This window comes from Plantactinospora sp. B24E8 (genome assembly GCF_039871735.1).
GTDB lineage: Bacteria > Actinomycetota > Actinomycetes > Mycobacteriales > Micromonosporaceae > Plantactinospora.
The window spans coordinates 119,872-133,510 of sequence record NZ_JBDPMH010000009.1; the positions used below are offsets into that span (position 1 = coordinate 119,872).

The 13,639-nt window shown below is 73.0% G+C and carries 11 protein-coding genes and 1 pseudogene; 4 read left to right on the plus strand and 8 right to left on the minus strand.

Translation table 11 applies throughout. The features are described from left to right. Positions 1-71: 71 nt before the first annotated feature. Both ABGB21_RS16465 and ABGB21_RS16470 read left to right on the plus strand, forming a co-directional pair. Positions 72-635, plus strand: a complete 564-nt coding sequence (locus ABGB21_RS16465; RefSeq protein WP_347651804.1) for a sigma factor-like helix-turn-helix DNA-binding protein — start codon at positions 72-74, stop codon at positions 633-635. 6 nt (positions 636-641) lie between these two features. After that, positions 642-1,817, plus strand: a complete 1,176-nt coding sequence (locus tag ABGB21_RS16470; protein ID WP_347651805.1) for a hypothetical protein — start codon at positions 642-644, stop codon at positions 1,815-1,817. 11 nt (positions 1,818-1,828) lie between these two features. Here ABGB21_RS16470 and hemB read toward each other — a convergent pair whose 3' ends face one another. From hemB to ABGB21_RS16495, 5 genes and pseudogenes are all read right to left on the minus strand, one after another. Beyond that, positions 1,829-2,815 carry a porphobilinogen synthase gene (hemB, locus tag ABGB21_RS16475; RefSeq protein ID WP_347651806.1) on the minus strand — a complete coding sequence of 329 codons (987 nt, stop codon included), beginning with the start codon at positions 2,813-2,815 and terminating at the stop codon, positions 1,829-1,831. A gap of 25 nt (positions 2,816-2,840) precedes the next feature. Next, positions 2,841-4,421 (minus strand): uroporphyrinogen-III synthase, encoded by a 1,581-nt coding sequence (locus tag ABGB21_RS16480; protein WP_347651807.1) that lies wholly within the window; start codon positions 4,419-4,421, stop codon positions 2,841-2,843. Continuing rightward, a complete protein-coding gene (gene hemC / locus ABGB21_RS16485; RefSeq protein ID WP_347651808.1) occupies positions 4,418-5,404 on the minus strand; it encodes a hydroxymethylbilane synthase in 987 nt (328 codons plus the stop codon). Before hemC ends, ABGB21_RS16480 begins: the two co-directional genes overlap by 4 nt. 203 nt (positions 5,405-5,607) lie before the next feature. After that, a pseudogene (locus ABGB21_RS16490) lies at positions 5,608-6,912 on the minus strand (glutamyl-tRNA reductase); the annotation flags it as partial. After that, positions 6,909-7,772, minus strand: coding sequence for a redox-sensing transcriptional repressor Rex (locus ABGB21_RS16495; protein WP_347651809.1), 864 nt, complete (start codon positions 7,770-7,772; stop codon positions 6,909-6,911). The pseudogene ABGB21_RS16490 and the gene ABGB21_RS16495, both read right to left, overlap by 4 nt. Positions 7,773-8,430: 658 nt before the next feature. Here ABGB21_RS16495 and ABGB21_RS16500 point away from each other — a divergent pair. Together ABGB21_RS16500 and ABGB21_RS16505 are read left to right on the plus strand one after the other, a co-directional pair. Next, a complete protein-coding gene (locus tag ABGB21_RS16500; protein WP_347651810.1) occupies positions 8,431-9,735 on the plus strand; it encodes a sensor domain-containing protein in 1,305 nt (434 codons plus the stop codon). Between the two features lie 74 nt (positions 9,736-9,809). Beyond that, positions 9,810-10,475, plus strand: coding sequence for a response regulator transcription factor (locus ABGB21_RS16505; RefSeq protein WP_347651811.1), 666 nt, complete (start codon positions 9,810-9,812; stop codon positions 10,473-10,475). A 31-nt stretch (positions 10,476-10,506) separates the two neighbouring features. On the opposite strand, the gene ABGB21_RS16510 is transcribed toward ABGB21_RS16505, so the two are convergent. From ABGB21_RS16510 to ABGB21_RS16520, 3 genes are all read right to left on the minus strand, one after another. Then, positions 10,507-11,157, minus strand: a complete 651-nt coding sequence (locus ABGB21_RS16510; RefSeq protein WP_347651812.1) for an HAD hydrolase-like protein — start codon at positions 11,155-11,157, stop codon at positions 10,507-10,509. A 122-nt stretch (positions 11,158-11,279) separates the two neighbouring features. Beyond that, complete coding sequence (locus ABGB21_RS16515; protein ID WP_347651813.1) at positions 11,280-11,537, minus strand: glutaredoxin family protein; 258 nt, start codon at positions 11,535-11,537, stop codon at positions 11,280-11,282. Continuing rightward, positions 11,524-13,239: an AMP-binding protein gene (locus tag ABGB21_RS16520; protein ID WP_347678413.1), complete on the minus strand. Its 1,716-nt coding sequence runs from the start codon at positions 13,237-13,239 to the stop codon at positions 11,524-11,526. Before ABGB21_RS16520 ends, ABGB21_RS16515 begins: the two co-directional genes overlap by 14 nt. Between the last annotated feature and the right edge of the window lie 400 nt (positions 13,240-13,639).

The following is a 13,639-nucleotide window of genomic DNA, read 5'->3' on the forward strand; positions in this document are numbered from 1 at the left end:
CACCGCGGCCCGTCCTCGGGTGCCCCGGACGGGTGATCGCGGCAGAGGTGCCGGAACCGTCGACCGGTCCGGTGCGTGTACCGGACATGGAGTCGACGGCCGCTCGGCGGCGTTTCACGGTGCCGGAGCCGGTGGAGGCCGATCCGGCCGGCGCCGGTCCGGACCCGGGCGACGGGTTCGAGACGTTCTACCCGGCGTACGTCGACCGCGTGCACCGGGCGTTGGCGCTCAGTCTCGGTGACGACGACCTGGCCCGGGAAGCCACCGACGAGGCGATGCTGCGGGCGTACGCCCGGTGGGGGCGGGTGCGGCGGCTGGACAATCCGGCCGGCTGGGTCTACCGGGTCGGGCTCAACTGGGCCACCTCCTGGTGGCGCAAACTTCGGCGGGAACGGCCGGCGATCACCGACGACCAGCACCCCGGCACACCCGGGGTGGATCCGAGCGCGCTGGCCGCCCGGACCGCGCTCGACCGGCTGCCGCTCGCCCAGCGGACCGTGGTGGTCTGCCGGGTGCTGCTCGACCTCTCCACCGCCGAGACCGCGGCCGTACTGGACCTGCCCACCGGAACCGTCAAGAGTCGGCTCGCCCGGGCTCTGGAGGCGCTCCGGGCCGATCTACGTGATGAGGGGTGAGGCGTGATGTCCGGCGTACCCACGTCCGGGTCCGTACCCGACGAACTGGCCTCGGCGGTGCGCCGGGCCGCGACGACCGTACCCGACCACGGGGGCGAACTGGCGACGGTGCGGCGCCGCTGGCGGACCCGGCGCCGCCGCCAGGCCGCGCTGACCGCCGGGTCGCTGGCCTGCCTGGTCGCGGCGACCGCGCTCGGCGTGCCGGCGCTGACCGCCCGTCCCGCCGGGGACCGGATCGTCGACGACACCGCGGTTCCGTTGGTCGTACCGCCCCAGCGGCTGCTGCTGCCGAGCATCACCGGCATCAACGAGGCGTACGGGAACGGCACGGTCGGGCTGGATCCGGGCGTCGGGGTGGCGGAGGTACGGCGGGACGGCAGCCTGGTCCGGCACCCGGTGCCGGCCGGCTGGTTCGACTCCGCCGCCCTGCCCGACGGCCGGCTCGTCGGTCTGCGCGCGGTCGCCCCCGAACCCGCCGGCACACCGGAGAGCGGGCCGGGCGCCGCAACGACGGACGGTCCGGACGGCGCGGGATTGCCGATCATGCTCGTGGTGCTCCGGCCGGACGGTGCCGTCGCGGTCAGCCGGGAGGTACGGACGTCCGGTGGGAGCCCCACCCTGCTCGGCGCGGACGACCGGGACGCCTACCTGTTCCGGGACGACCGGATCGTCCGGCACGAGCTGGCGACCGGGCGGGAGACGCCGGTGCTCTCCGTGGAGGGGGCCGGCGGTGACCTGTCCCGGGCCGCCGACGCCGACCTCTCCGGCCGGTTCCTCGCCCTTCCCTACGGCTCCCAAGAGTGCGGCGTACGGATCCTCGACCTCGACGACGGCCGGCTGGTCGGCACGGTGACCGGCGAGGGCATCTGTTACGGCCTCCTCCGGCTCTCCCCGGACGGGCAGTTCCTGGCCGTCGCCGCGCTGCCGCCGACCGGCCCGGCGATCAGGACGCGGCCCCCCCGGGTGACCGTCTACGAGACCTCGACCGGAACCGTGCGGGTGGACCAGCTGATCGAGCACGTCGGGTCGGGTCCGGTCAACGTCAGGAGCGGCGCCGGCGGCCTCGCCTGGCTCGGTGACAACGAGGTACGGGTCGCCCGGGTCGTCTTCCCGGCCGGCGCCGACCGGATCTACCGGCTCGACGAGGTGCTGCACGTGGTGACCGTGCCGGTGGGCCGGTAGGTGCCGCCGGGTCAGTAGCGTTCGCGGAGCATCCGGGCGGCCTCGACCGCCCAGTAGGTGAGGATGACCTGGGCGCCGGCCCGACGGATCGAGGTGAGCGTCTCCAGGATCGCCCGCTCCCGGTCGATCCAGCCGTTGGCGGCGGCGGCCTCGACCATCGAGTACTCGCCGGAGATCTGGTACGCCGCCACCGGCACGTCCACCTCGTCCCGGACCGCGGCGATCACGTCGAGGTAGGGCAGGCCCGGCTTGACCATCACCAGGTCGGCCCCCTCGGCGACGTCGAGGCGTACCTCCCGCAGCGAATCCCGGAGGTTCGCGGAATCCTGCTGGTAGGTACGCCGGTCGCCCTGCAGCGCCGACTCCACCGCCTCCCGGAACGGGCCGTAGAACGCCGAGGCGTACTTCACCGCGTACGCCAGGATGCCGGCGTCGGTGTGGCCGGCGGCGTCCAGCGCCCGTCGGATCACCCCGACCTGGCCGTCCATCATCCCGGACGGGCCGAGCAGGTGGGCACCGGCGTCGGCCTGGGCGACCGCCATCTCGGCGTACGCGGCCAGGGTGGCGTCGTTGTCGACGGTGCCGTCCGGGGCGAGCAGCCCGCAGTGCCCGTGCGAGGTGAACTCGTCCAGGCAGACGTCGCTCATCACCACGGTGGCGTCGCCGACCTCGGCAACCACGTCCCGGATCGCCACGTTGAGGATGCCGTCCGGGTCGAGCCCGCCGGAGCCGGTCTCGTCCTTGTGCTCCGGCACCCCGAAGAGCATGATCCCGCCGATGCCCGCGTGCACCGCCTCGGCCGCCGCCTTGCGCAGCGACTCCCGGGAGTGCTGCAGCACTCCCGGCATCGAGGCGATCGGACGCGGCTCCGTCAGCCCTTCCTTGACAAACATCGGCAGCACGAGTTCCGCCGGGGCGACCCGGGTCTCCTCGACAAGCCGACGGATCGCCGGGGAACGCCGCAGCCGGCGCGGACGGACGTCCGGGAAGGACGACATCACAGCTCCTGGTGAGAGGTCGGGGTCAGCGGAACCGCAGCGCCGTCGGGCCCTGGACCTTCGAGCCACGACGCTGCTTGGCCGGCATGGCGGCCAGTTTCTCCCGCAACTCCACAGCGTACGCCGCGAGCGCCTCCACGAGGTCCGGGACGGAGGCGTGCGCCGGCTGGGCGTCCACCCGCAGGCCGAACTCGGTCGCCGTCTCGGCCGTCTTCGGGCCGATCACCGCGACCACGGTCCGGGCGTGCGGCTTGCCGGCGATGCCGACCAGGTTCCGTACCGTCGAGGAGGAGGTGAAGAGCACCGCGTCGAAGCCGCCCGACTTGATCGCGTCGCGGATCTCGGCCGGCGGCGGCGCCGCCCGGACGGTCCGGTACGCGGTCACGTCGTCGACCTCCCAGCCGCGTTCGGTGAGCCCGGCGGCGAGCGTCTCGGTGGCGATGTCGGCGCGCGGCAGCAGCACCCGGCCGACCGGGTCGAGGATCTCGTCGTGCGGCGAGAACTCGGCCAGCAGCCCCTCCGAGGACTGCTCCCCGGACGGGATCAGTTCCGGCTGGATGCCGAAGGCGCGGACCGCCTCGGCGGTCGCCTCACCGATACACGCGATCTTGACGCCGCCGAAGTGCCGGGCGTCCAGCCCGTGCTCGGCGAACTTCTCCCAGACCGCCCGGACCGCGTTCACCGAGGTGAAGATCACCCAGGCGTAGCGGCCGTCGACAAGACCCTTGACCGCCCGCTCCATCTGGGCCGGGGTACGCGGCGGCTCGACCGCGATGGTCGGCACCTCGCACGGGATGGCGCCGTACTCGCGCAGCCGGGCGCTCATCACCCCGGCCTGCTCCTTGGTCCGCGGCACCAGCACCTTCCAGCCGTACAGCGGACGGTTCTCCCACCAGCTCAGCTTGTCCCGGTGGGTGACGCCGGCGCCGAGGGTGAGGACCACCCGGCCGGTGAAGCCGAGGGCGGCCGCGACGAAGCTGTCCACCGTCGAGGTGGTGGTGTACTGCGTCTCGCCGGTGCCGTCACCGGTCACCGCGACCGCGGTGGTGCCGTCGACCCCGACCGCGAGCAGCCCGTCCCGGACGGCCGCCAGGTCACCGGCGTCGACCGCCAGGGCCAGCGAGCCCCGGTTGACCGCCGCGGCGAGCGCCTCGAAGTCCATCGCGGTGACGTCGTCGACGTCGGCGGCGGTCCGGACCCCGTGCAGCGGGACGCCGGCGTAGGTGGCCACCCCCTCGGCCTGCCCGACGCCCGGCACCACCTCGAAATGCACGGCGTTACGGGCGACCGCCTGCACCTCCTTGACCACGGACTCGTGGCCGAACGGGTCGCCGGCCACCAGGTGCACCGCGTTCAGCCCGGAGCGGACCGCCGACAGCAGCACCTTCGCCACGTCGCCGGGGGCGCCCTCGGCCGGGCTGAACTGCGCGTCCTCCTTCGCTTCCGCCTTCACCGCGGTGAGCAGGGCCTCGGGGACGCTGCGGTCGTAGACCACCTGGTCGGCGTTGACCAACGCGTCGTGCGCCCGCCGGGTCAGCAGACCCGGGTCGCCGGGTCCAGCCCCGACGAACGCGATGCGGCCTGCGGGCTTACGGGTGCCGATCATGTCTGTGCTCCAAAATGCTGGGTCCCCGGCCCGGAATCGGTAGGCGTGCCGAGGATCGAGTCGGCGCCGAGGTCGAAGAGATCGGCGGCGAGTGCCTTACCGATCTCGGCCGCCTCGGCGGGCGTACCGGTGCGGGACAGCCGGAGGTCTCGGGTGCCGTCCGGGCTGATCACCGCCCCGCGCAGATAGATCTCGTCGCCGCTGGCACCGGACGCGTCCGGTTCGCCTTCGGCGACGACCGCGAACGCGGCGACCGGGGCGCTGCACCCGGCCTCCAGGGTGGCGAGCAGCGCCCGTTCCGCGGTCACCGCGGCCCGGGTCGGGGCATGGTCGAGCACGGCGAGCAGCTCGACCAGGTCCGGGTCGTCGGCCCGGCACTCCACCGCCAGCGCACCCTGGGCGGGGGCTGGCAGCATCAGCATCGGGTCGAGCGTCTCGGTGATCTCCTCGGTGCGACCGAGCCGGACGAGTCCGGCCCGGGCCAGCACCACGGCGTCCAGGTCCGCCTCGGGACCGAGGACCCGGCGCAGGCGGGTGTCGACGTTGCCCCGGATCGGCACCACGTTCAGCTGCAGGCCGAGCGCGTGCAGCTGGGCGATCCGGCGCAGTGCCCCGGTGCCGACGGTCGCACCCGGCGGCAGTTCGGCCAGGGTACGGCCGTCCCGGGCGACCAACGCGTCACGCGGATCCTCCCGGGTCGGTACGGCGGCGATGTGCAACCCGTCCGCTGGCGCGGTGGGCAGGTCCTTGTACGAGTGGACCGCGAAGTCGATCTCCTTGGCGGTCAACGCGTCCCGCAGCGCGGAGACGAAGACCCCGACGCCGAGCCGGTGTACCGGGGCGCTCGACCGGTCGCCGGCCGTCTCCACCTCGACCAGTTCGACCGGGCGTCCGGTGGCCGCCCGTAGCGCGTCGGCGACCTTCCGGGACTGGGCCATCGCCAGCGCGCTGCCCCGGGTGCCGAGCCGCAGTGGCTGGGTCATCGCACTCACCGTTCTCCTCCGGACGACTGGCGCGGCACGGTCGGCCGGGGACCGGCACCGGGCTCGGTGGCCGGTAGTCCTCGGCCGGGCAGGTCCGTGGCCGGGCCGCCCAGTCCGGCGCCGAGCCCGGGCAGACCGACCAACCCGGCGACCAGCTGCCCATCGGGAACGTCGGAGGAGCGCTGTCCTCCCGGCCCCCCGGTCAGGTCCGGCACGGTGTCCGCCTGCGAGGTGACCGGCACCTCGAGGTCGAAGAGCTCCCGCAGCAGCGCCGCGTACTGGTCACCGCCGGGTTCGGCGGCGAGCTGGCGGACCCGTACGGTCGGCGAGTGCAGCAGGCGCTGCACCACCCGGTGCACGGTGTGGCTCACCTCGGCACGCTGGTCGTCGGTCAGATCCGGGCGACGGTGGGCGAGCCGGCGCAGTTCGGCGGTGACCACCTCGTCGGCGCGGGCCCGCAGGGCGGCCACCGTCGGCGCCACGTCGGCGCCACGCAGCCAGGTGAGGAAGGACTCCACCTCGGTGGTGACGATCCGGGTGACGGCCGCGGTGTCGGCGGCGGCCGGGCCGATCGGCTGGGCCGCGGCCAGGGCGTCGATGTCGATCACCACCACGCCGGGCAGCTCGGCGATCCCCGGCTCGATGTCGCGGGGCACCGCGAGGTCGAGCAGGACCAGGGGGTCGGGCCGGTGGGCGGCACGTACGGCCAGCGCCCGGGCGACCGTCTCCTGGGTGAGGACCGGTTCGATCGACGCCGTGGCGGCCACTACTATGTCCACTGTGGAGAGGGCGTCGGCGAGTTCGGCGATCGGCACCGCCGTGGCGCCGTACGCCTCGGCGAGCCGGCGTGCCCGGTCGGCGCCCCGGTTGCTGACCGCCACCGGACCGGCTCCCCGCCGGGAGAGGGTGGCGACGGAGAGCGCCCCCATCGACCCCGCCCCGACGACCAGCGCCGGACGTCCCTCGATGCCGCCCGGGAGGTGGGTCGCGGCCAGGTCGAGCGCGGCGGTGACCACGCTCTGCCCGGCCCGGTCGATCTCGGTCTCGGCGTGTGCCCGCTTCCCCACCCGCAGGGCCTGCTGCATCAGCTCGTGCAGCAGTCGCCCGGGTGCGTCGGCCTCGCCCGCGACGTGGTAGGCGTCACGGAGTTGGCCGAGGATCTGCGCCTCGCCGACCACCATCGAGTCGAGCCCGGCGGCCACCCGGAAGACGTGCTCGACCGCGGCGCCGTCGTAGTGGACGTACAGGTGGTTGGCGAGCTCGGCCGGGGCGGAGCCGGCGTGCGCGCCGAGCACCGCGCAGATGTCGCCCAGGCCGCCGTGGAAGCCGGTGACCGCGGCGTAGACCTCGACCCGGTTGCAGGTCGAGACGACCACCGCCTCGCCGACGTACGGCAGCTGCAGCAGCCGGTCGAGGATCTCCGGCAGCTCGGTGGCGGCGACGGCCAGCTTCTCCAGGGTGGCGACCGGCGCGGTGCGGTGCGACGCTCCGACGACAAGCAGGTTCATGAGCCGATCGCCTCCGCGTTCGAGGACCGGAGCGGTCCGGTGGGCGTGGCCTCGGTGGTGCCGGTCGCGGCGAGTCCGCCGGGCAGTGCGGTGAGTCCGGCGGCGGGGCCGGTCAGCGCCGTACCGACACCCGACGCGCCCGGGCCGTTCGCCACCGCGTCGGCGGCCGGCAGCCCGGTCAGCGCCGACTTGCGGTGCTCGTGGAAGGAGAGGATCTGCAGCTCGATGGCAAGATCGACCTTGCGGACGTCGACTCCCTCGGGCACCGACAGCACACAGGGCGCGAAGTTCAGGATGCTGGTCACCCCGGCGGCGACGAGCTGGTCGGCGACGGTCTGCGCGGCGGCCGCGGGGGTGGCGATCACCCCGATCGCGATCGACTCCTCGGCGGCAATCCGGGGCAGGTCGTCGATGTGCTGGACGACCAGATCGTTGATCTCCTCACCGACCTGGGCCGGGTCCGCGTCGAAGAGCGCGGCGATCCGGAACCCACGGCTGGCGAACCCCGCGTAACCGGCCAGCGCGTGACCGAGATTACCGACTCCGACCAGGGCGACCGCCCGGCGCTGGGTCAGTCCGAGGACGAACTCGATCTGGTCGATCAGCAGCGCGACGTCGTAGCCGACGCCCCGGGTGCCGTACGAGCCGAGTTGAGAAAGATCCTTCCGGAGCTTCGCGGAATTCACTCCGGCCGCCGTCGCCAACTCCTCGCTGGACACCGTGTCGTTACCGGTTTCGGCGAGATTGTGCAGGGCACGGAGGTATTCGGGGAGCCGGGCGACCGTCGCCTCAGGGAGGTCCGGGAGTGCCGGCACCCCACCGGCGCGGCCGGGCGTGCCTGCTGGGCGGTGCTGACTCATGCGACTCCGTGCCATGCGATCTTCGACCGGCCGGAGCGACCGGTCGTTTCGGGGCACCCACTGGCGACCGCTGTGACCGGTTGTGCTAGCAGGGCTCGTCGGAGTAACAGAGTAGGCGCTTGTGAAGACACGCACAAATCGCGATCTTGATAGACCGCGATAACGCGTCACCTGGGCCTCCATTTACAAGATCAGGTCAGCGGTGCCAGCTGGCCCGCTCGGCGATTATTGCCTAAGTCCGACTTATCTGCCCAACTCGCCGCCACGCCCACGGCAACACGCCGTCACACCCACGCCCCCACACCGCCGCGCCGCCAGCGATCAGCCCCCGACATCTCCCGGATTCCATTCGACCGGAAAATCTCCGACCGCCGACACTGTCGTCGCTCCGGTTCACGCGATGTCCGATTCCGCGTCGACGGTTGATCGATTCCGCGTCCGCCGTCGTCCGATTTCCACCCGGGCCGTGTCCGGTTCCGGAGTGCGGCCGGCCGGTTCGCACCGCCGTCGTCCGATTTCCGGCAGGGCCCCGTCCGGTTCCGGAACGCACCGGAACGGCCCCCACCCCGTCGGCGGGCAGGTGGTGGGGGCAGCCCTACCGTGGATAGGCCAGCCGATGGGATGGGGGCCGAGCACGCCGATGCCTAGCGTCGACAACATGACCACTACCGCCGCCGTCGGCGCCGACGCCGAGCCGACCGCCGGGCGCGGCGTACTACGCCAACTCGCCGTGGACTCCGGATACGTACTGCTCGGCTTCCCACTCGCCCTGGCCAGCCTCATCGTGCTCGCCATCGGTACCGCTGTCGGTGCCGGGCTGGTGGTGACGGTGATCGGTCTGCCCATCCTCGCCGGCACCCTCTACGTCGCCCGAGGTCTCGCCGACATCGAGCGGCTCCGGATGCCGATGGTGCTCCGGCAGCCACGGGTACGGCCGCACTACCGCGTCGCCGAACCCGGCGGCGGCGCCTGGCGGCGGATCATGACGCCGATCACCGACGCCCAGTCCTGGCTCGACCTGGCACACGGCATCTTCAAGCTGCTCGTCGCCGGACCGGCGTTCGCGATCACGGTCGGCTGGTGGCTCGGCGCCGTCGGCGGCTCCCTCTACTGGGCGTACGACTGGGCGATCCCGCAGAGCCCCGACGACGAGGGACTCGCCTACCTGCTCGGGTTGGGCAACTCCGTCGCCTCCCGGGTCCTGATGAACACCGCACTCGGCCTCTTCTTCCTGATCACCCTGCCACTGGTGGTACGCGGCTGCGCGATGATGCAGGCGAGCTTCGGTCGGGCGATGCTCACCGGCGTCGCCGAGATGCGTAACCGGATCACCGTGCTGGAGGAGCAGAAACGGGCCGCCGCCTCCGCCGAGGCGACCGCCTTGCGCCGGCTGGAACGGGACATCCACGACGGGCCGCAACAGCGGCTGGTCCGGCTCGCGATGGACCTCAGCCGGGCCCGGCAACAGCTCGCCGCCGACCCGGAAGCGGCCCGGCAGACCCTCGACGAGGCGCTGGCCCAGACCCGGGACACCCTCGCCGAACTGCGGGCACTGTCCCGGGGCATCGCACCGCCGATCCTGGTCGACCGGGGTCTGCCCAGCGCACTCGCCGCCCTGGCCGGCCGGGGCGTCATCCCGATCGACCTCACCGTCGACCCCCAGCTCGGCACCCCGGCGGGCCGCCCCGACCCGGCGGTCGAGTCGACCGCGTACTTCGTGGTCGCGGAGGCGCTCGCCAACGTCGCGAAGCACAGTCGGGCCGCCGAGTGCTGGCTCACCGTCTCCCGGGTCGGCCAGACGCTACGGATCACCGTGATCGACGACGGCGAGGGTGGCGCGCACATGTCCAAGGGCCACGGCCTGGCCGGGCTCGCCGACCGGGTACACGCCAACGACGGCACGCTGACCGTGCTCAGCCCGGCCGGCGGGCCGACCGAGATCCGGGCCGAGCTGCCGTGCTGACCGCCCCGCAGCCAAACACCGGTGGAGCCGGGGCGCGGCCGGAGACCGACGACGACGTGGTGGTAGACAACAGTATGCGTGTGGTGATCGCCGACGACGCCGTCCTGCTCCGGGAAGGGCTGGTCCGACTGCTGACCGAGCACGGCCACCAGGTGGTCGCGGCGGTCGGTGACGGGGAGGCACTGGTCGAGGCGATCGTGACGCACCGCCCCGACGTCTCGATCGTCGACGTACGGATGCCGCCCTCCCACACCGACGAGGGCCTACGGGCGGCGGTGGAGGCCCGGCAGCGGGTGCCCCGTACCCCGATCCTGGTGCTGTCGCAGTACGTCGAGGTGTCGTACGCCGACGACCTGCTCGCCACGGTCCGCCCGTCCGGCGGGGCCAGCGGCGGCGGCATCGGGTACCTGCTGAAGGACCGGGTCGCCGCGATCGACGACTTCCTCGACGCGCTGCGGCGGGTCGCCACCGGCGGCACCGTGCTCGACCCCGAGGTCGTCGGCCAGCTGCTGGTCCGCCGCCGCCGTGACGACCCGCTACGCCAGTTGACCCCGCGCGAGCGGGAGGTGCTCGGGCTGATGGCCGAGGGCCGGTCCAACACCGCCATCGCCCGGACCCTGGTGGTCAGCGACGGCGCCGTCGAGAAGCACGTCCGGAACATCTTCACCAAGCTGCAGTTGCCGCCCGACGAGGAGCAGCACCGACGGGTCCTGGCGGTCCTCGCCTACCTGCGGGCCTGACCAACCCGCCGGGACCGGCCGGTCGGAGCGCTCAGTCCAGGTCGGCGGCGAGTTTGACGGCTTCGCTGAGCGAGTCCGCCACCGGTCGGCCGGAGGCACGCAACCGGGCCGGGTCGGTGACCCCGCCGGTGTAGAGCACACAGCGGGCGCCGACGTGGTCGGCCGCCTCGGCGTCGTCGATCGAGTCGCCGATCAGCACGGTCGACCGACCGTCGACCCCGAAGGCGGCCAGGTGCCGGGCCAGGTGTGCCGCCTTCCGCTCCCCGCCGACCCCGGCCCGCAGCCCGTCGACCCGGGCGAAGAGCATGGTCAGACCGTACCGGTCGATGGTCGGCACGAGCTCGTCGTGAAACCACATGGAGAGCAGGGACTGGGTGCCGTGCCAGGCGCGCAGCGCCGTGGTCGCGTCCGCCGCCAGGGCACATTCGAGCAGCCCCAGCCGGTACGTCTCGTGGAACAGCCTGTCCACCCGCTGGTACTCCTCGGCGTCGAGGATCCGACCGAGCACCTCGGCGTAGTAGTCCGGCACCGGGCGTCGGAACTGCGTCCGGTGCTCCTCGGCGGTAACCACCGGCCCCCCGACGGTGGCCAGCGCGGCGTTGGTGGCGGCGACGACCAGGTGCAGGTCGTCGAGGAGCGTACCGTTCCAGTCCCATACCAGATGGTCACGTCTGCGGGGCATCCGAGCACGATACGCGGCACGGGGCGGTCGGATCGACAGCCGAAGACCGCACTATGCGGCGGATCACGTCGCGCCGGCTCGGAGGTCCGATCCGGCCCGAAGAATCAGCGGCGGCCGGTCCCTCAGGCCCGACCCGCGCCGAGATCCCGCAGCAGCCGCTCCTCCTCGACCCGCCAGTAGCCGTGTTCCCGGCCGTCGAGCAGCACCACCGGAACCCGGTCGCCGTAGTCGCGCTCCAGCTCCAGGTCGCTGGTCACGTCCAGCTCGGTCCACCGGTCGCCGGTCACGGTCACCACCCGGGCCATCGCCTCCCGGGCCACCTCGCAGAGGTGACAGCCGGGTCGGGTGATCAGGGTCAGTCGTGGCTCAGCCGTCCCCACTGCCCGTCACCTCCCGGAATGTCGACCGACGTACCCTGCCGATCGCCGAGTACGGCAGGGACTCGACGAACTCTATCCTGCCCGGGCGTTTGAACCGGGCCAGGCTGCCGGCGCAGTGGGCGGCGAGCTCGGCGGCGGTGACCTCGCCCCGGGGCGCCGGTACGACGTACGCGACGACGGTCTCCCCGGCCAGCGGGTCCGGCGCCCCGAGCACCAGCGACCCCGACACTCCGGGGTGGGCGTTCAGCACCCGTTCGACCTCCTGCGGGTAGACGTTGAAGCCGTGCACCAGGATCAGCTCGCCGAGCCGGTCCACCAGGAAGAGATCCCCGTCGGCGTCGGCGTACGCGATGTCGCCGGTCCGCCACCAGCCGTCGGCGTCCGGGCCGTCGTGCCCGTCCGGCCAGTAGCCGGAGAAGAGGTTCGCGCCGCGTACGACGATCTCGCCGGGATCGGTTCCCGGCGACGGGAGTTCCAGGTCCGGGCCGTCGCTTCCGTCTTCTTCGGATCCCGGGTGGACGGTCGTACCGTCCTGCCAGAGCTGTTCGCCGTCGGGTCCGACCAGCCGCAGCTCGACGCCGGGCAGGGGGCGGCCAATGGAACCGCTCCTCCCGGCCGGTCCGACCAGGGTGGAGGTGAGCACCGGCGCCGTCTCGGTCAGCCCGTAGCCGACCCCGATCCGGTGTCCGGTCCGCTCGGTGAACCGGGCGGCGTCGTCGACACCCAGCGGGGCGGCCCCACAGACGACCACCCGTACCGAGGTGGTCGCCGTCTCCAGCGACCCGCCGGCACCGACCGACGTACCGCCCGCCGACGACGGCAGGGCGAGCCAGGCGACGAACATCGACGGTACGCCGACGAGCACGCTGACCCGGTGTCGCGCCAGCACGTCCAGGGTCTCGGCGGCGTCGAACCGGTCGACGAGCACGCCACAGGCACCGTGGTACGCCACCGCGCCGAGCCCGGCGTTCAACCCGTACGCGTGGAACATCGGCAGTGCCAGCAGGACCCGGTCCCCGGGTCCCACCACCGGTGGCGAGATCCGGTCGATCTGCCGGTGGTTGGCGAGCAGTGCCCGGTGCGACAGCATCGCGCCCTTGGGGTGCCCGGTGGTCCCCGAGGTGTAGAGCAGCACGGTGAGCGCCTCGGGATCGGTCACCACCGGAGCGTCCGGGGCGTCCGGGTCGGCGTCCGGCGCCGGTGCGTCCGGGGTGCCGGGCAGCGCGGTGTACACCTCGGACAGCGCCGGCAACTCGCCGGCCATTGCCGCCACGGTGGCCCGCACCGGCTCGGTGCCGATCAGGACCGCCGCTGCCGAGTCCGTCAGGATGTGTCGCAGTTCCGGCCCGGTCAACGCCGGATTCACCGGTACCGCCACCAGGCCGGCACGCTGCACGGCGAAGAAGGCGATGGCGAACTCCGGGGTGTTGCCCAGGGCGATCGCGACCCGGCCCGGATGCGGGTCGCCGTGCCCGGGGAGGCGTCGGCGGAGCGCGTCGGCGACCCGGTCCACGGCCCGGTCGAGTTGTGTCCAGGTCAGCGTGCCGTCGGGCCAGACCAGGGCGGGCTGGTCGCCACGGGTGGCGGCGGCCAGGCGTACCCGATCGGCCAGGGTGACCGCGGCCGATTCCGGACCGGGCGGGCCGGCGTCGGACGGCGGGGCGGTGGGCGACTCGGCGGGGGTGGGCGCTCCATCCTGCACGGTCGCCGAGTCTGACACAGCCCGGCCGCTGTCCGCTCGCTCGTACGCCGGCGACGCTCTTTGTCCACTGTCAGTCCCGACGCGACGGCAGTCACCGGTGGTGGTGGAACTTGCCGTCAACGAGTGCTCGTTCGTGGAAGTTGCTCGACTTTCCGATCGGGACGAGGTACGTTCCACCAGACCGTAGCGGTCCTCGCGATCTTCCGGGTCTGACCTGCCACCGTCCATCCGACACCGGCACAGCTGTCCACTAGCACATCATCCAGCGGCACGCCAAGGGCGCGCCGCCTGGTGGCGTTTCTCAGCGTTGTGCCTGGTCAAGGCCACTGTCCCCACACTGTCCAGGATCCGACAACGCACAACTGGTGCGGCCCGAACGGGTGGCTTTCGGAAATACTTC

Excerpts from the sequence above, each read along its gene's own strand:
- ABGB21_RS16470 (WP_347651805.1), top strand. The coding sequence starts at position 642 with ATGTCCGGCGTACCCACGTCCGGGTCCGTACCCGACGAACTGGCCTCG.
- hemB (WP_347651806.1), bottom strand. The coding sequence starts at position 2,815 with ATGTCGTCCTTCCCGGACGTCCGTCCGCGCCGGCTGCGGCGTTCCCCG.
- ABGB21_RS16480 (WP_347651807.1), bottom strand. The coding sequence starts at position 4,421 with ATGATCGGCACCCGTAAGCCCGCAGGCCGCATCGCGTTCGTCGGGGCT.
- hemC (WP_347651808.1), bottom strand. The coding sequence starts at position 5,404 with ATGACCCAGCCACTGCGGCTCGGCACCCGGGGCAGCGCGCTGGCGATG.
- ABGB21_RS16495 (WP_347651809.1), bottom strand. The coding sequence starts at position 7,772 with ATGAGTCAGCACCGCCCAGCAGGCACGCCCGGCCGCGCCGGTGGGGTG.
- ABGB21_RS16500 (WP_347651810.1), top strand. The coding sequence starts at position 8,431 with ATGACCACTACCGCCGCCGTCGGCGCCGACGCCGAGCCGACCGCCGGG.
- ABGB21_RS16505 (WP_347651811.1), top strand. The coding sequence starts at position 9,810 with ATGCGTGTGGTGATCGCCGACGACGCCGTCCTGCTCCGGGAAGGGCTG.
- ABGB21_RS16510 (WP_347651812.1), bottom strand. The coding sequence starts at position 11,157 with ATGCCCCGCAGACGTGACCATCTGGTATGGGACTGGAACGGTACGCTC.